Annotated in this window: 22 protein-coding genes; 17 read left to right on the top strand and 5 right to left on the bottom strand. The window is 56.9% G+C overall.

The window, feature by feature from the left end:
• The first annotated feature begins 198 nt into the window (after window positions 1-198).
• The 4 genes from GN111_RS16055 (at window position 199) to GN111_RS16040 (ending at window position 4,560) form a co-directional block, all read left to right on the top strand.
• Window positions 199-1,956, top strand: coding sequence for an adenine deaminase C-terminal domain-containing protein (locus GN111_RS16055; RefSeq protein WP_155304717.1), 1,758 nt, complete (start codon window positions 199-201; stop codon window positions 1,954-1,956).
• A gap of 196 nt (window positions 1,957-2,152) precedes the next feature.
• The gene (locus tag GN111_RS16050; RefSeq protein WP_155304716.1) at window positions 2,153-3,187 is read left to right on the top strand and encodes a radical SAM protein; all 1,035 of its coding nucleotides are present in this window, start codon (window positions 2,153-2,155) and stop codon (window positions 3,185-3,187) included.
• 157 nt (window positions 3,188-3,344) lie between these two features.
• Window positions 3,345-3,866: a hypothetical protein gene (locus tag GN111_RS16045; protein WP_155304715.1), complete on the top strand. Its 522-nt coding sequence runs from the start codon at window positions 3,345-3,347 to the stop codon at window positions 3,864-3,866.
• The gene (locus GN111_RS16040; protein ID WP_155304714.1) at window positions 3,859-4,560 is read left to right on the top strand and encodes a nucleotidyl transferase AbiEii/AbiGii toxin family protein; all 702 of its coding nucleotides are present in this window, start codon (window positions 3,859-3,861) and stop codon (window positions 4,558-4,560) included. Before GN111_RS16045 ends, GN111_RS16040 begins: the two co-directional genes overlap by 8 nt.
• 59 nt (window positions 4,561-4,619) lie before the next feature.
• Here the strand turns inward: GN111_RS16040 and GN111_RS16035 are convergent, their stop codons facing one another.
• Together GN111_RS16035 and GN111_RS16030 are read right to left on the bottom strand one after the other, a co-directional pair.
• Complete coding sequence (locus GN111_RS16035) at window positions 4,620-6,107, bottom strand: DUF2779 domain-containing protein (protein WP_155304713.1); 1,488 nt, start codon at window positions 6,105-6,107, stop codon at window positions 4,620-4,622.
• 173 nt (window positions 6,108-6,280) lie between these two features.
• On the bottom strand, window positions 6,281-7,270 hold the full coding sequence (locus tag GN111_RS16030) for a methyltransferase (RefSeq protein ID WP_155304712.1): 990 nt from the start codon (window positions 7,268-7,270) through the stop codon (window positions 6,281-6,283).
• Window positions 7,271-7,946: 676 nt separating this feature from the next.
• On the opposite strand from GN111_RS16030, the gene GN111_RS16025 reads away from it, so the two are divergent.
• From GN111_RS16025 to GN111_RS15980, 10 genes are all read left to right on the top strand, one after another.
• The gene (locus GN111_RS16025; RefSeq protein ID WP_197740564.1) at window positions 7,947-9,089 is read left to right on the top strand and encodes a L,D-transpeptidase family protein; all 1,143 of its coding nucleotides are present in this window, start codon (window positions 7,947-7,949) and stop codon (window positions 9,087-9,089) included.
• 25 nt (window positions 9,090-9,114) lie between these two features.
• A complete protein-coding gene (locus GN111_RS16020) occupies window positions 9,115-9,438 on the top strand; it encodes an Lpp/OprI family alanine-zipper lipoprotein (protein WP_155304710.1) in 324 nt (107 codons plus the stop codon).
• Window positions 9,439-9,519: 81 nt separating this feature from the next.
• Entirely contained in the window at window positions 9,520-10,485 is a 966-nt protein-coding gene (locus GN111_RS16015) for a L,D-transpeptidase family protein (RefSeq protein WP_197740563.1), read from the top strand.
• Between the two features lie 266 nt (window positions 10,486-10,751).
• Complete coding sequence (locus GN111_RS16010) at window positions 10,752-11,099, top strand: hypothetical protein (protein ID WP_155304709.1); 348 nt, start codon at window positions 10,752-10,754, stop codon at window positions 11,097-11,099.
• Window positions 11,100-11,188: 89 nt separating this feature from the next.
• The gene (locus GN111_RS16005; protein ID WP_231715760.1) at window positions 11,189-11,947 is read left to right on the top strand and encodes a type IV toxin-antitoxin system AbiEi family antitoxin domain-containing protein; all 759 of its coding nucleotides are present in this window, start codon (window positions 11,189-11,191) and stop codon (window positions 11,945-11,947) included.
• Window positions 11,925-12,824: a nucleotidyl transferase AbiEii/AbiGii toxin family protein gene (locus tag GN111_RS16000; protein WP_197740562.1), complete on the top strand. Its 900-nt coding sequence runs from the start codon at window positions 11,925-11,927 to the stop codon at window positions 12,822-12,824. Before GN111_RS16005 ends, GN111_RS16000 begins: the two co-directional genes overlap by 23 nt.
• 101 nt (window positions 12,825-12,925) lie before the next feature.
• On the top strand, window positions 12,926-13,333 hold the full coding sequence (locus tag GN111_RS15995) for a DnaJ domain-containing protein (RefSeq protein ID WP_155304706.1): 408 nt from the start codon (window positions 12,926-12,928) through the stop codon (window positions 13,331-13,333).
• A 157-nt stretch (window positions 13,334-13,490) separates the two neighbouring features.
• The gene (locus GN111_RS15990; protein WP_155304705.1) at window positions 13,491-14,081 is read left to right on the top strand and encodes an NUDIX domain-containing protein; all 591 of its coding nucleotides are present in this window, start codon (window positions 13,491-13,493) and stop codon (window positions 14,079-14,081) included.
• 190 nt (window positions 14,082-14,271) lie between these two features.
• Window positions 14,272-15,030 (top strand): ABC transporter ATP-binding protein, encoded by a 759-nt coding sequence (locus tag GN111_RS15985; RefSeq protein WP_155304704.1) that lies wholly within the window; start codon window positions 14,272-14,274, stop codon window positions 15,028-15,030.
• Complete coding sequence (locus GN111_RS15980; RefSeq protein WP_155304703.1) at window positions 15,018-16,199, top strand: SufB/SufD family protein; 1,182 nt, start codon at window positions 15,018-15,020, stop codon at window positions 16,197-16,199. Before GN111_RS15985 ends, GN111_RS15980 begins: the two co-directional genes overlap by 13 nt.
• Window positions 16,200-16,233: 34 nt before the next feature.
• Here GN111_RS15980 and GN111_RS15975 read toward each other — a convergent pair whose 3' ends face one another.
• On the bottom strand, window positions 16,234-16,527 hold the full coding sequence (locus tag GN111_RS15975) for a hypothetical protein (protein ID WP_155304702.1): 294 nt from the start codon (window positions 16,525-16,527) through the stop codon (window positions 16,234-16,236).
• A 352-nt stretch (window positions 16,528-16,879) separates the two neighbouring features.
• On the opposite strand from GN111_RS15975, the gene GN111_RS15970 reads away from it, so the two are divergent.
• The 3 genes from GN111_RS15970 (at window position 16,880) to GN111_RS15960 (ending at window position 19,169) form a co-directional block, all read left to right on the top strand.
• On the top strand, window positions 16,880-17,071 hold the full coding sequence (locus GN111_RS15970; RefSeq protein ID WP_155304701.1) for a hypothetical protein: 192 nt from the start codon (window positions 16,880-16,882) through the stop codon (window positions 17,069-17,071).
• A 123-nt stretch (window positions 17,072-17,194) separates the two neighbouring features.
• Entirely contained in the window at window positions 17,195-18,100 is a 906-nt protein-coding gene (gene zupT / locus GN111_RS15965; protein ID WP_155304700.1) for a zinc transporter ZupT, read from the top strand.
• A gap of 31 nt (window positions 18,101-18,131) precedes the next feature.
• Window positions 18,132-19,169, top strand: a complete 1,038-nt coding sequence (locus GN111_RS15960; protein WP_155304699.1) for a uroporphyrinogen decarboxylase family protein — start codon at window positions 18,132-18,134, stop codon at window positions 19,167-19,169.
• A 78-nt stretch (window positions 19,170-19,247) separates the two neighbouring features.
• On the opposite strand, the gene GN111_RS15955 is transcribed toward GN111_RS15960, so the two are convergent.
• Window positions 19,248-20,186: a hydroxymethylglutaryl-CoA lyase gene (locus GN111_RS15955; RefSeq protein ID WP_155304698.1), complete on the bottom strand. Its 939-nt coding sequence runs from the start codon at window positions 20,184-20,186 to the stop codon at window positions 19,248-19,250.
• A 13-nt stretch (window positions 20,187-20,199) separates the two neighbouring features.
• Complete coding sequence (locus GN111_RS15950) at window positions 20,200-20,475, bottom strand: hypothetical protein (RefSeq protein WP_155304697.1); 276 nt, start codon at window positions 20,473-20,475, stop codon at window positions 20,200-20,202.
• Window positions 20,476-20,574: the final 99 nt, after the last annotated feature.

Genomic DNA, 20,574 nt, shown 5'->3' with positions numbered 1-20,574 from the left:
GAGCCTCTAACGGGGCTCTGCCTTTTTCAGTTGGGGAAATTGTGGCGGCGATGGGGGAACGGTGGACGGGAATTCGCGATTTGTGGTATCGGTGAACGGTGGTCCGTGAACGGTGATCGGTGAACCGTAAACCAGAACCCCTGAACCCCAAACTCCAAACGCTAAGCCCGCAACCCACAACCCGAAAAACGGTGACTCATGACTCAGCCAAGGCAGAACCTGATCGATGTGGCCCTGGGGAATGCCCTTGGGGATTTAGCTGTTGTTAACGCCCGACTCGTAAATGTTTACACCGGTGAAATCCTGGACAATCAGTCGGTGGTGACCTGCGGCGAGCGCATCGCCTGCGTGGGGACGGATGTGGAATATGCCATCGGTGACGCCACCACGGTCATTGACGCCGAAGGTGCTACCCTGATCCCCGGACTGATTGACGGCCATACCCACGTGGCCTGGTTGTTCACCGCCGGCGAATTCTTAAAATATGTGGCTGTGGGCGGCACCACCACCATCGTTACCGAGACCCTGGAGCCCTATCCGGTCGCCGGTCTGGCCGGTGTCCTCGATTTTTTGGCTTCCCTGAAGGAGCAGCCTATTAAGTTCTTTGCCACGGCCCCTGCCATGGTGTCCACGAGCCGAGAGGCTGCGGGAATCGACCCGGCCGATCTGGAGGCACTTCTATCCCGTGAGGATATCGTCGGATTGGGCGAGTCCTACTGGCAGGGCGTGTTTCAAAATCGGGAGGTATTCGAACCAATCCTTGCCGCCACACTGGCATGCGGAAAGAAGCTGGAGGGGCACTCGGCCGGCGCCCGCGGCAGCAAACTACAGGCTTATGCAGCTTATGGGGTCTCTTCTTGCCATGAGCCCATCAAGGCCGACGAGGTGCTGGACCGGCTGCGGCTGGGCATCCATGTGATGGTGCGGGAGGGCAGCATCCGGCGGGATCTGGCTGAAATTGCGGCCATTCGAGAAATGGTCCCCGACACCCGGCGGCTGATCCTGACCACGGACGGTATTTCTCCCCGGGATCTCATGGAGAAGGGCTACATGGAGTTTCTGGTCCAAAAAGCCATTGACTGCGGCTTCGACCCGGTAACCGCCGTGCAGATGGCAACTTTGAACGTGGCCGAGCACTTTGGCCTGGACGACCGCATCGGCGGCATCGCTCCCGGAAAAATTGCCGACATGGTTCTGATTCCCGATCCGCAGACCATCCGGGCCATGCGGGTGATCAGCAACGGCCGCGTCATCGCCAAAAACGGAAGCCTGGAATCGGCGCCTCGCCGTCACCGGTTTTCTCCTGAAAGCCTGAAAACGGTCCATCTTTCCAGGCCCTTCGAACCCTCGGATTTTGCCGTCCGGGCTTCAGAGGATCGCGACACGGCCGCGGTGCGGGCCATCGAGATGGTCACGGACCTGGTCACAAAAGAGGCGATAGTCGATTTGCCCGTGGCCAACGGCGAAATCCAGGTCAGGGATGCCGGAGATCTGGCGAAAATCGCGGCCATCGATCGCAGCCGCACACCGGGCAAATTTTTCACCGGCCTGATCCGGGGATTTGGTCTGACCCGGGGCGCCATGGCCTGCAGTGCGGCCTGGGATACCTCCTGCATCGTCGTGGTGGGCGCCGACGAGGCCGACATGGCCTTATGCGTCAATCGCATCGACGAATTGCAGGGCGGGGCGGTGGTCTGTGAAAGCGGCCGTGTCGTTGAAGAAATGGCCCTGCCCATTTTCGGATTGATGTCCGAACTGCCCCTGGAAGAGCTGAACGAGAAGCTCAATGCCATCCAACGGGCTGTGGCGGATCTGGGCGTTGCCTTCCCCGACCCGCTGCTTTCCCTGATCGCCCTTACCGGCGCGGCCATTCCCTTTGTACGCATCTGCGAAGAAGGACTGGTTCATTTCAAGACCGGCAGGACTACCGGTTGTTCTGTGAACGGTGAGCAGTGAACTGTGAATGGTGATCTGGGATCCGTGAATGGTGACTTGTGATCTGGGATGTGTGATGTGGGATTGGTGGACCGGAACGATAGCCAATGACCGATTGCATCTGCGCCCCGAGCAATCTTAACCAACGCAACCAATCAAACCAACTTAACGAACTGAACCAATGCAACCAACCAAACCAACCCGCTAACGGTGCCTTATGAATTCATTGATTCCCGAACGATATGCTTTCGAAACCGGCGTTTACCGACCGCCCAGCGAGGGCGGCAGCGATTCGCTGCTGATCCGTCTGACCCGCAATTGCCCCTGGAACCACTGCACGTTCTGCGGCATGTATAAAACCGAGAAATTCCAGGTGCGGTCGGTGACCGAGATCAAAGGCGACATCGACGCCATGGCCGCCCTACGCGACGATCTTATAAAACAATCCGGCGCCGACGGTGAGATCAGCCACCAGGGCGCCATCGCCCTCATCGAAAAACACCCCCGGCTGAACCACCACCAGGGCTTTGCCATGCTCTATCACTGGCTGCTTTCCGGCGGCAAAACCGTATTTCTCCAGGATGCCAACAGCCTGATCATGAAAACCGACCAACTGGTGGAGGTGCTGGAATATCTGCGCCGGATCTTTCCCACCATCCGCCGGGTGACCACCTACGCGCGCTCCAAAACCCTGGTGCAAAAATCCCTCGAAGACCTCAAGACCATCCGGCAAGCGGGCCTGGACCGGCTGCATGTCGGCCTGGAAAGTGGGGACGACACGGTTCTGAAAAAGATCCGCAAGGGCGCCACCGCCGAGATCCACATCAAGGGGGGACAAAAGGCTCTGGCGGCGGGTTTCCAGCTTTCGGAATACTGGATGCCCGGCCTGGGCGGCAAAGCCTTGTGGGAGCAGCATGCCAGAAACACGGCCCGCGTTCTCAGCGAGATCGATCCGCACTACATCCGCTCGCGCCCCATGCGCCCCTGGCTCGGCACCCCTCTGGCCGCGGAGATGGAAGCGGGCGACTTCGAGATGCTGACCCCCACCGGGCAGCTTCGTGAACTGCGGTTGACCATGCAGGAGTTGTCGGTCACCGGCCGGGTTTGCTTCGATCATGCCGGCAACTACTGGCGAAACCGCCGCGGTGGCCTGCTGTTTTCCCAGAGCTACGAGGGGTATCCCTTTCCTCGGGAAAAGCAGACGGTTCTGGACCTGATTGACGAGGGGTTGACTGTGAAGGCTGGAAGGTGATCGGTGAATAGTTAACGGTGATCCAGAAACCATAAACCCCTGAACGATAGATCGGTTTTCTCGCGGCCAATACAGTTCCCGTGCACTTGACAAAAATTTGGCTTTTTGTCATTCTTTGTTCGCGATTCGCGATTCGCGAACAAAGAATGGAGGCGTTATGATACTGAAACCTCAAGACGTGATCATTTTGATGAAGCTGGTTGCCATCGGCCAAAATGAATGGTCATATAACCGGCTGGCCACATCATTGTGGATGAGTCCGTCCGAAGTGCATTCAGGTATTAAGCGGGTTGTCAGAGCGCACCTGGCATCTGATCGGCAGGACCGCATCATACCTAACTTTCGCAACCTTGAAGAATTTCTCGTTCACGGCGTGCCCTATGTTTTCGTGCCTGAATTGGGGCAAATTACCCGTGGTATGCCAACCGGTTATGCCGGGCCGGTCCTGTCACCCTTTTTCGAGATGTCCGGAGATCCGCCTCCGGTCTGGCCGGATCCGGATGGCGAAATCCGTGGCCAAGCCTTTTCGCCGTTGTACAAATCCGTTCCCAAAGCGGCCCGTGAAGATAGAAAACTGTATGAATTGCTTACACTTGTCGATGCCCTCCGCGGCGGCCGGGCTCGTGAGCGGCAAATGGCCCAGCAGGAGATCGTAAAGCGGTTGGAAGACGATGCATAAAGACAGCCATGCCAATATAAAATTACTTGAAGTCGCAGTTGATCAGCTTGGTCCTCTGATCGATGATGTTGTGTTCTTAGGGGGTTGCGCCACCAGCCTTCTGCTGACTGATCCTGCTGCGCCTCCCGTTCGTGTGACAAGGGATGTCGATGTGATGGTAGAGGTTGCTTCTCTTGCAACTTACCACAATTTCAATCAAAAGCTCAGAATTCGTGGCTTCTCAGAGGACATCAGCTTGGAAGCCCCTATCTGCCGTTGGCGAGCGGGCGATATTATTCTCGATGTGATGCCTACTGATCCTGACATACTTGGCTTTGGCAACCGATGGTTTGCAAGGGCTTTTCATGCAGCTATGAAAATGAGTTTGCCTTCCGGGGTCGGAATAAGAGTGCTGCCAGCACCCTATTTTATAGCAACCAAGATCGAAGCATTTCATCAACGCGGTTCCGGGGATTTTTTGCTTAGCAGGGATGTTGAAGACGTAGTTGCAGTATTGGATGGGCGAGAGGAGATCGTCGGAGAGATAAAACATGCGGAAGCCGAATTGTTAAGTTATGTCAGGGATCAACTATTCCAATGGGTCGGCAACCGCGCTTTTTTGGATGCACTTCCGGGACTTTTGCCTCCGGATGCCGCCAGTCAGGCCAGATTTTCCATAATCATCAAACGGATTGAAACGATTTGCAGCCAATGATAAGCACCTATCCCCTCAAATCCTGGAATCCTTGACCCCTGAACAGTTAACCAAAAACCCTATATTATCTCCCGCAGCCGTTCGATCAGCCGCACCTCGGCCCAGGTGTCCATGGCACAGTAGCGTTTCAGGTCGGCGTAGATCGTCTGCTTCTCATCCTCCGTCACCATGTTTTTGATACACTTTAAATACTGGCGCGAGGCCGTGTCGCCGTCGCCGATGGCCAGATCGTCGTAGCGCAGTTCAGGCACGAAGGCGGGCAGGACCTTTTTGATCGATGCCGATCCCTGCATGGCCGGATGGTAGAGGTACCGGGAACGGAAGGGAACCAGCAGATCGATCATGCGGGTGTTGATGGCCTCCAGGGCCGCTGCGTGCCGGGGAAAGCGTGCGGCCAACTCTCGGTTGATGCGCGCCTCGAATGCCATGTTGTAGACGATCACCGATCCCCGACTGCCGCAGCTTTCGACCAGGGCTCGTATGAAATCCTCCCGGGGATCGTCGCCATCGATGTGCAGGAACTCCTCATGCGCAACCTCACTACCAGGACGCTGCTGGGTATGCAGGGAGAATTGGAAGGGAATCTGCTGGTAGGGCGACGACCGGTCGAACAGGGGGATGGCCGGAAAGATGGTTTCGTAGTCGAGGTAGTAAAGGGGATATTCCAGTGCGTTGAGAAATCCGGCCACGGCGCCGCGGTCGATGTGCATTTTTCCACTCACATGGGCCTGGACATCGATGGACTGGCGGTCGGTCAGGGGCAGTGCCGGCGGCAGGTTGCGAACATCCAGGATGTTCATGGCCAGCAGACTGTCCAGTTTGTCCCCGCCGAACACGTTGAACACGGAGTAGGCCGGCACATGCTGCCAGCAGTAGCCCACGAAGTCGCATTCGAAAGGCGACCTGCAGTGCCTGCCGATGGGCGCGGTCGGCTCGTCGGATTGGTTGGCCACCTGCAGCAGGTTGGCCAGAAGGCCGGGGACAGCCGCCATGCGGGAGACGGCCAGGTCGGTGCAATCTTCTAAAAGGAAAAGCTGGTGGGGATCGATCCCGCCCCTGCGAACATAGTCGCGGTCGAGATGCATCAGGATGGAGCGCTGCACGTCGTAGCCGGCCTCGGCAAAGGCGTAGCGCTGCAGGGCGATGTCGTCGATATGATAGTCCTTGACCGCCGTGGACTGCTTGACCTCGATCAGGTCCCAGCGGTGAACCGGACCGTCCTTTTTGAGAATATCGATCCGGGAGAATGCCCCGTCCGGGGAGCAGGCCGTGGCCTCGTAGATCACCTCGCGCCCGTCGGCGATGGCGTGGTTTGTGGCGTCGATGGCCCGGTCGGTAGCCCGATAGGGTTCGTCGATCAACAGGCCGTCTTCAAAAAAGGCCTGGGCCAGCCGGCCGACCTCGTGGCCGGAGTCAAACAGCCACTGCTTCTGCTCGGTGATGGGTGGCGCCAGATCCAGTCGGTGGCGATGCAGCCAGAGCGCCTTGGGACACTGCAGGCCCCTGAGGTACTGGGATTTGGAGAGACGTTGGATGTGATCGCTCATTCGGGCGAATTAGCCATTTCTGGATAGACACGATTTACGGTCGACAGTCTCGTAAAAAATCGAAATTTTCATTTTTTCGTCATTCCGGCGTAGGCCGGAATCCAGTAACTCCAATAAGTTCTGGATGCCGGATCAAGTCCGGCATGACGAATTTGGTGTTTTTTACGAGTCCATCAAAGTTTGAAGCCTTCCACTAGAGAGAACATGGCTTTGCTCTGAATCTGCCGGATGCTCACAAATCCGACGGCCGCCAGACCAGCCTCAATTTCTTCGAACGTATAGGTCCCGCCGCCTCTGGTGCCAGCCAGCATGTTTACTGCGAACAGGGCGCCCTCGGTCGGCTGAGTGTGATCCGGGGACATGACGTGATCGCGGATCACGATGCGGCCACCGGCATCCAGCGCCCGGTGGATCTTACGGTAGAGTTCCTCGTTTTCCGCGGGGCTGTTCTGATGGATGATGGCCGATAAAAGTGCGAGATCGTGTCCTGCCGGCAGTTCGTGCTTGTAGAAATCACCGGGCACCAGCTTGACGCGATCTGCCATGGCGGCCGCTTCGATACGGGTCCTGGCCATCTCGATCACAGGTGGTTTGTCGAACAGGGTCGCCCGCATGGCCGGCTGGGCTTCGAGAAAAGCCAGCGTATAAGAGCCGGAACCGCCGCCGACATCCAGCAGACGGCGAGCACCATCCGGACCGATGGCCGCCACGACACCCGGTGCGTTCCTGGATGCGACCACGTGCATGGCCCCAATGAAGGCCTCAAAATTCTCCTTGTCCAGGATGCCTTTTTTCAGATCCGGCACGGCTTTTCCCAGCACGATATCGTTGAGGTTGGACCAGTTGCGCCAGACCGATCCCATGTGAAGCACCATGGGTCGGACCGATGCCGGTGCATCGGCCGACAGCAACTTGGCGGCGGACGACTCGGTCTGGTAAGCGCCGTCTGTTTTCACCAGGAATCCCAGGGCGCACAGGGCATCGAGCAAAATGGTGATCCCGCGCAGATCGGCGCCAATGGCCTCAGCAACCTCTTCTGCCGTGCGCGCTTGGTTGACAAGCAGGGTAAACAGGTCCAATTCAGCCGCGCTGATGATCACGCGGCTGGCCATGAATCCATGAACCATTTTCAGGATCGCGTCGTCTGTGTGCTTGTCGCTCATGTTGTTTCCCTTCACTGTCGGGTTCTAAAAAGTTTAGATTTGCATGGTTGTCATCATTTCAGCATTTTGCGTTAAATAAGCATGTTACCACCATACAGGGTGGTCCTACAACAGTAGCCACGGCTATTTTTCACAAAAATCGGCATTTCGCTCTACGATTAACCACAACCAGCAAGCCGGAAAGACGCTTGCCCAACATGCCGATCGGCTTCCTCGGGAATGGACTTTGCATAGATTATTCGCCGCGTCGCGGAACTTTTAAAACCTGGGCGAGTTGACGGCGCTGTCACGGGGCCAAACGTCGCGGAACCTTTCGATCCGTCGGCTGTTCGGCCGGTTCACCCGCAACGATGCTGAATGAGGACATAAAACATAGACATCCCTGCGAGTGCGCATATTTTGTAATTATCGACCAAGCTTGGTATAGTTTACTAGACAATCTCGTTCCATGTGACTTTGGAATTAAACTTGATGCACCGGTAAAAAGTGACAAATTCATAGATCTATGATCCTCAAACGAATACTTGACTTGCCCCTCGGACCCAACAGGTTTCATCTTGCGATTCTATTGCTGGTCGTCATGTTTGTGCCTGGCTGTGCCGACATGCGTGGATATCTGGCCAGATCGCTCCCGTTATCGGGATACCCGGCGGATGCGATTGAAAGGAATGACTTTGTGGTCGCCGAAGACGATGACGTCATCGGCCGCCTGGCGACCATCAGGCTGGAACGGGGGGATACGCTGCCGGATATTGCGCGACACTTCAGCCTGGGCATCAATGACATCAGTGCTGCTAATCCGGGCGTCGATATTTGGGTGCCTGGTGCCTGGGAGCGAATCCTGCTGCCCTTGAACTTTATCCTTCCCGACACCCGGCGCAAAGGGATCGTGATCAACCTGGCCACCATGCGAATCTTCCACTTTAAAAGAAACGGCAAGTTGTTGAGCGTATCGACCTACCCGGTCGGCGTGGGAACCGAAGATCGGCCGACCCCTATGGGGGAAATGTTTGTCGCGCGAAAGAAACATCGGCCGACCTGGTACGTACCCGCCTCGATCGCCGCCGATCATCGGAAAAAGGGCGACCCCCTGCCGTCTAAGGTACCGCCGGGACCTCTCAATCCGTTGGGGGAATATGCGCTTTATTTGAGTGAGCCAAGCTATCTGATCCATGGCACGAATAAACCGGCCAGCATCGGGCTCAGGGCAACCAATGGATGTATCCGGCTCTATCCGGAAGATATCGAGCGTCTTTTCGAAAAAACCCCGGTGAAAACCCCGGTTCTAATTGTCAACCAGCCCTATCTGGTCGGCCGGCGTGAAGGTATCGTTTACCTGGAAGCGCATACGCCTTTTGAAGAATCAGGCACGGCCAACTGGAAGAAGGCCTATGCGAAATTGAAAGATATCGAGTCACAATCGGGAATCCCGTTGGACTGGAAAAAGGTCAAGGCGGTCGTGCTTGAGGCCCGCGGTATCCCAGTGCCGGTATCCGCGGCTCGTGATGGTTTTGTAACGGCCACGGCGCAACCCATCAGAGTCCGGCACCCGGACCGGCTGTACGGACAACCGGAGCTACCGGAATTTAAAACGGATGCGTGGTATGTTCTGGCGGCCAGTTTGCGCGACAAGCCCGACGCCCAGCGGTTGGCGGCCATTATCAATCATCAGGGGCCGCCCATTCCTGCCAGAGTGCTGTCCGAGGGTGATCGACACCGGGTCCTGGCCGGCCCTTTCGATAATGAGCCTGCGGCCGAAGAAGCCGCCAGGCGCTTGAAAATCGATCTGGAACTGGATGCGGTTTTGTTTGAAACCTAACACAAACAAGAAGAGGAGATTTACCATGAAGAAGATGATTTTAGGGCTTTGCATGACGACAGTACTCGCGATCGGTATCGCAGGGTGCGCGACTCAAAAAGACCTCGAGGCGGTACAGGCCCGGGAAAAGGCGATTGCCGCGCAAGCGGATCAGGCGGCCCAGGATGCGGAGAACGCCAAGATGGCGGCAGACGAGGCCATTGCCAAGGCAAATGAAGCCCTCGCGCGCGCCGAGGAAGCTGAGCAGCGAGCCAACGAAAGAGAGCGAATCGCCGCGGAAAAGGAAAGAATGGCTGAAGAAAAGGCCAAAGCCGCCGATGAAATGTTCAAGAAATCAATGAAGAAGTAAATTGCCGGGAAGTGGCCGGGCAGAACTACCCGGCCACTTCCTTCTTGATCGTCTGATGCGGATCTACAAAGAGGACTGACCTTGCGATCATCATCACCCCGCGCCCGAACGCTTGCGTGCCCAAGGTCCAAAGGCGCAGGCGGTTTTCTTTGGCGCCTTGTCGTCGGCATCATGATCATTCCGATGCTTGCCGGCGGTTGCAGTCACCTGGATGAGAGAGCCCTTTCCAGGGAGGCCAATCAGTTTTTTAACCAGGGGAATTACGCGGCGGCCCTGGATAAATACGCGCAAATTCTCGAGAACCACCCCGGGGTAGCGGACCGCGTTCTCTTCGAGATGGGGGTTGTCTATGCCTATCCCCAAAACGCCCATAAAGACTACCGGAAATCACTCGAATGTTTTCAGACAGTCGTACGCGATTACCCGGACAGCGACTACCGGCACGATAGCCAGATGCAGATCCTGCAGATTCATAACGTTGTCCTCAAGGATGAAAAATTGGCTGCCCGGCAGGCAGCGCTGGAGCGTTCCCGGCAAGCCCTGAAACGAAAAACGGATGAGGTTGCCAAGCTTCAGGAAATGGTTGCCGCGCTCGAAGCGAAGGTATTCGCCGTCAGGATGGAACCGGCCGATAAAATCCTGATCCAAAAGCAGGCGCGGCGATTGACGCTGCTCGCAAAGGGGGAGGTGATCAAGAGCTATCCCATTGCCCTGGGAGGCAACCCGGTCGGACCGAAGGAGAAGGAGGGTGACAACAAGACCCCGGAAGGATTTTATTTTATCGATTCGCGCAACGGCAACAGCGGTTTTCACCTGTCGCTGCATATTTCCTATCCCAACGAGCTGGATAAAATGCGGGCTAAGGAACTCGGCGTCTGTCCGGGCGGCGATATCATGATTCATGGCCTGAAAAACGGGTTCTCTCAGGCCGGTGCTTCCCATGCCCAAAGTGATTGGACCGAAGGGTGCATCGCGGTGACCAACCAGGAAATGAATGAAATCTACAGGCTTGTGCCCAACGGCACGCTCGTTGAGATAACACCGTGAAGGACTTGAAAGAGAAGACACCAATGACCAGAAACCAATACACTGTTTTTTCCCCTCGCCCATAGCCAGTTCGCTCTTAGCCAACCAAACCAATAAACAGGCCCCCCAGCTATGCGGCTGGTTCCAGCATCCATCGTCCACGAGCTATATGGCCCCGCATTCATGGGGTGTTTGCCGCAGAGCGTCGAATTGTTTTATTGTCTGCAAACAACAAATGTTTTATTGGCTAATATCGTGTTTGGACTATATCTATCGATGAAACAGGTATGGAAATAACGCCGATGCTTTTTTCATGCTATATTGGCATCGACTACTCTGGAGCCAGCACCGCGGGTTCAAGGTTGCCAGGATTACGGGTGTTCAAAGCAACCCATAAAAATGAACCCGAAAGAGTGCCGTCACCTGCTGGAGCGCACCGGAACTGGACCCGCGAGGAGATCGCCCATTGGTGTCTTGAACAGATAAATACCGATGATCCTGTTATCATCGGTGTCGATCACGGGTTCTCCTTTCCCATATATCAATGGATCAAGGCTTCCATTCAAAAGACAAATTTTTGGTTTATGAATCCTGTATTTTGCAGCGATAATTTATGCAAAATTAAAAAATTTTAAACTATCGGTTTACAAAACTCTTTCGATGCATATATAAACTATGCATTGGAAAGCATTTGTAAACTATAATGGCTAAACCCGAATCATCCTTGGAACAGACATTACCCGAAGGGCAGTTGGTGGATCGCGCCTGGTTGCAGGCGCGCGGCTTCAATCGGCCTCGGGTGGATTATGCCCTGCGGGCGGGTAAGTTAACTGCTGTGGCTCACGGCATTTACCGTCGGCCGGGGCCTGCGCTCAAATGGGAGCATGTGGTCTATTCCCTTAACCAAATGGGATATCCCGTGCGCGTAGGCGGCCGCACCGCCCTGGAGTTGCAGGGCTTGGCCCATTACCTGCCTCTGGGTGAAACCCAATATATCGATCTTTACGGCGGGCGTAAGGTGCCGACATGGGTGCAGTCGTTTCAGGCTTCCTTTCAGTTCACCATTCACACCCCGCAGCTGTTTGATCCACTGCCCGAGGCGTCCGTCCACCACCGGCCGTTCGGGGCTTGGGACTGGCCCATTCCGTTCAGTATGCCCGAGTTGGCCCTGTTGGAACTGATGGCCGGGGTTCGTCATGGGGCGGACTTTTCCATGGCCGATAAGTTTTTTGAGGCGGCAGTCAACCTGCGGCCAGGTCTGCTGCGAGACCTGTTGCTTTCCTGTACCCAGGTCAAAGCCAAGCGGCTTTTTTTGTGGTTCAGCGACCGCCATGGGCATGCCTGGCGTCAAGTGTTGGACACCCAAGGCGTCGATCTGGGCCGGGGCAAGCGGCTGTTGGTCAGGGGTGGCGCCTATGATGCCGCCTATCAAATAACGGTTCCCAGGGAGATGGCTGTTAGTGAAGAGCAATCCATATACTGAACAGGTGCGCCTGCTAGTGGCGTTGTTGCCCAGCGTGGCTAAGCAGTCGTGCTTTGCCTTGAAGGGCGGCACGGCTATCAATCTGTTTGTGCGGGATATGCCGCGACTGTCGGTCGATATCGACCTGGCCTACCTGCCGGTGGAAGATCGGGATACCAGCATGGCAGCCATTGATCGAGCTCTGGGGGTTATTGCCGCAGATATTGAACACCATATCCCGCGAACCGTTGTCCGGGCCTCGGTGCTCAAAGGCACGGGTCAGCGTTTCAAACTGTTGGTTCTGCAGGGGGAGATCGGTGTCAAGATCGAAGTAACGCCGGTGTTGCGGGGCAGTGCTTTTCAGCCTGAGGAGCGTCAACTGTCGGCCCGGGCTGCCGATGCCTTCGGTTTTGCCCGCATGGCGGTGCTCAGCTTCGCGGATTTGTATGCCGGAAAAATGTGTGCGGCGTTGGATCGTCAGCATCCCCGGGATCTGTATGATGTTTATTGGCTGTTGCGGCAAGAGGGTGTGGATGAGCACTTGAAAAATGCTTTTCTAATTTATTTGATGGGGCATAATCGACCAATGGCCGAATTGCTATCACCCCAAATTCAGGATATCGCGACGCAATATCATGCTGAGTTGTCGGGTATGGTGAGGTTGCCGGTGGAACTTGGCCTACTGCGGGAAACGTTGCCGGAATTGGTCCGTGTGATCCACGCGGCCATGAGCGATGGGGACAAGCGCTTTTTACTGGCCCTGAAACGCGGAGATGAGGATTGGCGAGATTTTGCCTTGCCAGAGGTAGAGCGGCTGCCAGCCATCCAGTGGAAGATGCTCAACCTGGCGCGAATGCAACCGGCCAAGCGGCGGCAGGCGGTGGAAAAACTCGAGTGAATTCTCTTTGGATAGGGTTGTATGATGGGTTTGTTGGTTTAAGACCGAAAGCTGTTAGTGAAAATGGGTCGCTAAGATACCGACAGACGGGAGCCCGGCAAATGAACCGAGGACTTCTTTACCTCATCGGAGCGATACTTTATGTGCTGTTCCCGCGCGACCTGGTGCCGGATTTTCTGGCCGGGTGGGGCTGGCTGGACGACGCGGTGGTGATCTACTTTCTCTGGCGCTACTACCGGCGTCAACGTCTGTTGAAAGAAGCTTCCACACGTTCCGATCAAACCGGGCAGACGGCCGATGACCGTCAATCCTGCACCGCCGATGCCAATCCGTACAAAGTGCTGGAGATCGAGCCGGGCGCTTCCAAAGAGGAAATCAAAGCCGCCTACCGCCGCCTGGCCGCCCAATACCATCCGGACAAGGTCCAGCATCTGGGCCGGGAAATCCGGGAACTGGCCGAAACGCGCTTCAAGGAGATCCAGCAGGCGTACGACTTCCTAATGAAGTAATCGAACGGTTCACACTACTCATTCCAGAAGGCTTCGTAAAAGGTTCGAGATCAAGGCTTGCGAATCCCGAGGAATGAGGTGTACTTATAGATACTCCGCAGTGACGGGGGATGAAGCGTAACGCAGATATCGGACCTTTTAGGAAGCCTTCTCTAAAATGAAAATTATCGATTCCACTGTTATAACCAGAAGCCAATTCGCCACCATGGTTGCGGTGAATTACGAAGACCGGCGAGGCAACCGCAAACGCTGGCACATGGTCACGCGTGAAGAGCAGCCCAAATGCATCACCGGCAGGATTCAGCATCCCGATGCCACAATTATCGTCCCGTACCACCGGCATGAAGACAAACTGGTGGTGATCAAGGAGTTCCGCGTCCCCGTGGGCGGCTACCAGTACGGATTTCCCGCCGGGCTGCTGGACCCGGGCGAGGACCTGGCGGCCACCGCGGCCAGGGAACTGCATGAGGAAACCGGTCTGGAACTGGTGCGTGTCTACCGTGAAAGTCCCGCCATCTTTTCCTCTGCGGGAATTACCGACGAGGCCATTTCCATGGTCTTTGCCGAAGTTCAGGGCACACCCGCCACCCACCGCAACGGGGATTCCGAGGACATCGAGGTCTTCATGCTGGATCGGGAGGCCGTGCGGGATCTGCTGAAATATACGGACATCGTTTTCGGCGCACGGGCCTGGCTGGTCATGGACGCCTATGTACGTATGGGCAGCGGCTACCTGACCGGCGGCTGACACCTCCGAACTGGCTCGATTTCAACGTTTGACAAGGGGTGGCGGCGAAAGGTAATCTCGAAATTGCCCATCACCCGAAAAACGGGCGTGGCAATCATCGTTTCATTGCTGCATTTTTAGTACGAGCAATTTTTAAACAGTCTCAATCGATGTTCAAAATGACATTTGCAGTCTAATAAAAGGGGGCACTATGCTGAAGATCGACAACCTCCATGTTCGTGTAGGCGGCCGGGAGGTCCTCAAGGGGATCGATCTGAAAATCGAGGAAGGCGAGACCTTTATCCTTTTCGGTCCCAACGGTTCGGGAAAGACCACCTTGCTGATGACCCTGATGGGGTTTTCCGGTTATGAAGTGACCCAGGGGACCATTCATTTCCGCGGGCAGGACATCACCGGGATGCCTACCTTCGAGAGATCCCGCCTGGGACTGGCCATGTCCTTTCAGCGGCCGCCGACCATCTACGGTCTGAAAACGCGCCATCTCGTGCAGATGTGCGCCCGAGATCGGGACGTGGATATCGTCCACATGGCCCGGCAGGTCAATTTCGAGCCGTTTCTCGACCGCGACATCAATGCAGGATTTTCCGGCGGAGAGATCAAACGTTCCGAACTGCTTCAGCTCATGGCCCAGGACCCCAGCCTGGTCCTTTTCGACGAGCCTGAGTCCGGCGTGGATCTGGAGAACATGAAGCTCATCGGGGGGGTCGTCCGCAAGCTCTTGCAGGGGGGAATTGAGCCTCGCGAAGACGCCTCCATGAAGGAACTCAAGGCCAAGGTCAAAACCTCGGGACTGATTATCACCCATACCGGGTATATCCTGGATTACATCAACGCCGACCGGGGGCATGTGATGTACGACGGGGTCCTTTGCTGCCAGGCCCGGCCCAGAGACATTCTGGAACACATCTCCAAATTCGGTTACAAGGAGTGCGTGCGATGCCTGAATTAGAAAAAAATGCCTCGATAGAGGTGGATCTTAGCGATTATACGTTCGATGGTGCCGGTTCCCCGGAATTGCCAGACCTGAGTCAGGTGAGCGAGGCGGACCGGCAGCAGTTGCGCATGGCCGGCGTGGATGTAGACGAGGCCGACCGCAGCGGAACCTTTCTTCAATTCGACCAGAGCCGGGTCCATTGCCGGACCAGCAATCCCGATGTGGAAATTCTAGGCATCGAGGCGGCCCTGGAGCGTTACCAGGGCCTGCCTGACTACTATTGGAAGGCCCTGGATCCGGACAAGGACGATTTTACCCGCCAGACCGCCAAGGAGGTCCATGGCGGCTATTTCATCCGCACCAAAAAGGGGGCGGTCATCCCGCATCCGGTTCAGTCCTGCCTTTACATCAAGGGCAAGGATGTCGCCCAGGCCGTCCACAATGTCGTTGTGGTCGAGGAGGACTCGGAGGTGCACATCATTACCGGCTGCGCCACGGCCCACGGGGTGCAGTCCGCCCTGCATCTGGGAATATCTGAGTTCTACGTCAAGAAAAACGGGCGGCTGACCTTTACCATGGTCCACAACTGGGGCGAGCAGGTGGCCGTGCGTCCCAGAACCGCAGTCCACGTGGAGGAAAACGGAGTTTTTGTCAGCAACTACATTCTTTTGAAGCCGGTGCGGACCGTGCAGTCCTATCCGGCGGTTTATCTCAACGGCCCCGGCGGGCTGGCGCGCTTCAACTCGGTGATCGTGGCCCCGGAGGGCTCCCATGTGGACACGGGCAACAAAATCATACTCAACGCCCCGAATACCCGAGGGGAGATCATTTCCAAGACCATCACCACCGGCGGGACAATCATCGCCCGGGGATTCATCGGCGGCAATGCAGTGCCCGCCCGGGGGCATCTGGAGTGCAAGGGGTTGATTTTGGGGCAGGGCGTTATCCACGCCATTCCCGAGCTGGTCGGCTCGGTGCCGGGAGTGGAGCTGTCCCATGAAGCGGCCGTGGGCAAAATCGCCAGAGAGGAGATCGAATATCTCATGGCCCGGGGCCTAGATGAGGAAGAAGCGACTTCCACCATTGTCCGGGGATTTCTCAATGTGGACATCATGGGACTGCCCCGGGAGTTGAAGGAGAGCATCGAGAAAACCATTCGCGAAAGTGAAAAGGACATGTTCTAGTACGTTCAGTTCTCCTTGCCGCCGCCCGCAATGCTCAGCTTTCGTCCGCCGGCGGACGGATGGCCTGATCGTCGAACCGCAGGCAGGGCAGGCCGCTGTCGCCATCAACGAGGAAGACGGGGCGGTCGTCACCGCCTGCCAGCACCGGCCAGCGGCTTCTCAGGCGGGCGAAATCGAAGGAGGAAAGCGCTTTTTCCAGCAGAACAAGTTCCGCTTCGATGGCTTCTCTGTCCTTCCGGCCTTTGAAATAGCGTGAAATGGCGGCCTCGTGGCGGCGTTTGACTTCCGTCTGGATGCAGTGATTGGTCAGGTCGAGTTGGATCTTCATGACATTTTTACTGTATCATGGATCGAAGATTTGCTCAATTTCGAGGACCGCGCAAAAATGGTTCAATGGCAACTGTTCATTGATGGATCTGATCGATTTTTATAGACAAAAATGACGGCATTTGGCATTTGACATTCCGGCAAGCGATGGCCGGAATCGTTCCTCATCCAAAAAGCCAAATGCGGTTGCGCCGACCTCTGCTTCGCCTTCAATGGTCGAAAGGGTCTGCAGATCAGCTAGAACCGGTTTTCAACATCCCAAAAATTGAGTATAAAGAACAGTGGTGTACTAAGCCCTGAAAGAAGCAGGCCTTCACCCGCGCAAATCACATGGAAAAGGAAATGATGCCGCCATGACCGAACATGACGACGACGATGGCTACGAAAGCTGGAACGACAGCCCTCCCAAGCGTTCGCAACGCACCCGGTTCCGCGAGATGGATGACAGGGATGAAAAGGCCGGGAAGCGCAACAAGCGATCCGGCAAACGTTCCCATCGCCAGAAGACCCAAAAGGACGATTTCTGGCCGGACGACGAGGAGTAGGACCATCCGCCGGTTGCTGCGACATGGTCCAAAGGCCTTCGGGAAAAGGGGATGCCGGTTGAATCACGCCCGGAAACGGACGACAAGAGGCCAGGCAAAGCCAACGGGAAGCGAGATGGCTTTATGACAGACGTTTGGATGGCACTGGGACTCACCCTCTTCGCGGGCCTGGCGACGGGCATCGGGAGCATGGTGGCGTTTACCGCCAAACGGACCAACTATCGTTTTCTCTCCGTTGCCACGGGTTTTTCGGCCGGCGTAATGCTGTACGTCTCCTTTGTGGAGATTTTTTACAAAGGGGTCGATGCCCTGACGACCCGCTACGGGGATTATTGGGGGCACTGGGTGAACGCGGCATCTTTTTTCGGCGGGATGCTGCTGATCGGCCTGATCGACAACCTGATACCGGCCCCCGAAAACCCCCATGAAACTCCTTCGGAGGCAGAAACCGCACCCCTTCACGATTCTTCCGCGCCCGTGCCCGAATCCTATTCCTGCGGGGCGGGCGACGAGTGCCTGCCGGTGGAGAAGCTGCACGAGGATGAGGCGCGCCACAAAAAGCTGATGCGCATGGGCCTGTTCACGGCCCTGGCCATTGCCATTCACAACTTTCCCGAAGGGCTTGCCACCTTTCTGGCGGCGTTGCAGGACCCGGCGCTGGGGGTTGCCATCGCCGTGGCTATTGCCCTGCACAACATTCCCGAAGGAATCAGTGTGTCCGTACCGATATTTTATGCCACCGGAGACAGGAAAAAGGCATTTATACTCTCCTTTCTCAGCGGCCTGGCCGAGCCGGTGGGTGCAGGCGTCGCCTACTTGGTGATGCGGCTGTTCGTCGGCGGGGGTGCGGCTGCGGTGCCGCCTCAATTGATGGGGGTGCTGTTCGGCGGCGTTGCCGGCATCATGGTTTACATCAGCCTCGACGAGCTTTTGCCCACCAGCCGGGCCTACGGCAAGGGCCATGACAGCCTGCTGGGACTCGTGGCGGGAATGCTGGTCATGGCACTGAGCCTGCTGCTCATGCGATAGCGGCATTTGCCACCGGGTCAATGTGCCCAAATTGCCCCCGACTCCTCCCAAGATCGGATCGACAAGCGGTGAAACCGTGGGCGGCATTACCCAAAGACAACGATTTTTAAATACCCTTCTGGGAGAGAAGACGGATCGTTTTCCGTTCTTCGACCTGGAGCCTGGTGAGGAAACCCTTCAGCGGTGGCACAGCGAGGGGCTGGGGCGCAAACAGTCCGTGGCGGCGCATTTCAACTTGGAGCCCCACCACAGCGTCGGGCTGACACTGCGCAGCTATCCCTTTTTCCGCAAGACACCGGGCATTCTGGACGATCCGACCGCCTTCGACCGGCACTACGACCCCGACCAGCCATCGCGTTATGCCGATAATTTTGAGGAAAAGGCCAGACGTCTGCGCCGACATGGCCGGGTGGTCTACGTGGATGCCTCGGGGGGTGGTCTGCTGCAGATGATTGGGGTGGGGGACTGGGAATCGATGCTTGCGGCCTGTAGGGCGCTCATCCAACGGCCGAGGGCGGTGGAGGAACTGCTCGACCGGATCACCGATTTCTACTGCATTTGCCTGGAGCGGGTGCTCTCCAGGGTGCCTGTGGACTACGCCTCTTTTTACGAACCCATCGCTTCCAACACGGCACCGGTGGTCTCGCCGGCCATGTTTGCACGTTTTGCCATTCCCGGCTATCGCAAGGTCAACGACCTGTTGAAGCGCCATCGCGTTCCGCTGCGGATTTTGTGCACCACCGGCGGCAATTTGACCGCGCTTTTGCCGTCGCTCATCGAGGCCGGCATCAATGGCCTGTGGATCAGTAACATCCGCAGCGCCGGCATGGCGTACGCGATGCTTCGCCGTCGGTTCGGCCCGGAAATCGCCCTGATCGGCGGCATCGACGCCGGCGCCCTGGCCAAAGATACCGCGGCCGTGCGCGAGGCCGTATCTAAGACAGTTCCAGCCCTGCTGGCCAGGGGCCGCTACTTGCCCTGTCTCGACGACCGACCGCGCAGCAATGTTCCTCTATCCCATTACTGCCTGTACCGCCGCCTTCTCGAAAAAATCGCTGGAAGTGTTTGAGGGGCCGCCATCAAGCCATTTGCATGGGGCAATACAAAGTCACCCGACAGGATCGGGGCGCTTAGGTAACAGCGGCGGTCAAAAAGGGTTCTGATAGCGGCCGCAGCAATTCTCGCCGGTGGAATGCGGACAGGCGGCGCAAAGCGGCGAACCGTCCGGTGGAAGCTTTCGACGATCATCGGTCCGGTAGGGAGCCAGATGCTCCAGTGCCCGATCCAGCTGCCGACGGTTCACGCCGGTGTTCACACCATGGGCTTCCAGTGCGGCTACCACATCGCCGGTGGCGACGTTGCCGCTGGCTCCCGGGGCGTATGGGCAGCCGCCCAGGCCTCCCGCACTGGCATCCACGGTCCGGATACCATAGGGCCATGCGGCTAACATGTTTTCAACGCCCCGACCGTAGGTGTCGTGGAAGTGCACGGCGATGCGGTCGGCCGCCATCCGTGGAATCAGCAGGTCCAGCAACCTACGGACTTCATCCGGCGTCGCCTTGCCGATGGTGTCGGAAATGGCCACTTCGGCAATACCGATGTCCATGAGCTGTTCGACTACCCGGACAACGGCCCGGGGGGCAATTTTGCCTTCAAAGGCACACCAGAAGGCCGTGGAGACATACCCCCGGACGGGCAGCCCGGCTTCTCCGGCCGCGGCCGTTATCGGGCGGAATCGCTGCAGGGCGCCGGCAATGGAGGTGTTGATGTTTTTCTGGTTGAAGGTCTCGCTGGCAGCCGTAAACACGGACACCTTGTCCACCTCCGCGGCGAAGGCTCGATCAAGTCCCTTGCGATTGGGAACCAGGGCCGAGTAGAGGACCCCGTTGTATCGGGTGATACCCTGGAATACTTCGCTGGCATCGCTCAGTTGGGGTACCCAACGAGGGGAGACAAAGGCGCTCACCTCGATTTCGGCAACACCGCTTTGTGAAAGGGCATCCACGAAAGCGATCTTGGCTGCGGTGGGCACCGTCGCGGTCTCGTTCTGAAGGCCGTCCCGGGGGCCGACTTCTACGATTCGCATCGGCTCTCCCCGGTCAGGCGGCCAACCGGCAGGTGCCGTCGTCGGCAGCCGCTTTGCTGCAGCAGCGAAAGTTTGCCGTATTGCACAGGTAGCCGCTGAACCAATGCAGGGCCTTCATGGGCGTGGCAAGCCGGTCCATGATTTCGGATCGGGACAGCCGGCTGACATGATCGCGGAAAAAGCGTTCAACCCAGCGGGTCATTTCTTCGCATTTTTGTTCCTCAAGGCCTCGGCAGGCGTAAAGCGTCACTATTTTTTGGGCCTGATCCATCAGGTTCTGTCTGTTCATGATAAGACCTCCTTTCACCCGGTGCACCTAAAGAGATTCACCGGTTTCGGGATGGTGAAACAGCAGCGGGTCCAATCGGAGGGTTCAAATATGACGCCC

Source organism: Desulfosarcina widdelii (genome assembly GCF_009688965.1).
Taxonomy (GTDB): domain Bacteria; phylum Desulfobacterota; class Desulfobacteria; order Desulfobacterales; family Desulfosarcinaceae; genus Desulfosarcina; species Desulfosarcina widdelii.
Note: the sequence above shows the minus strand (reverse complement) of the source record. Positions and strands in the feature narration are given on the sequence as shown.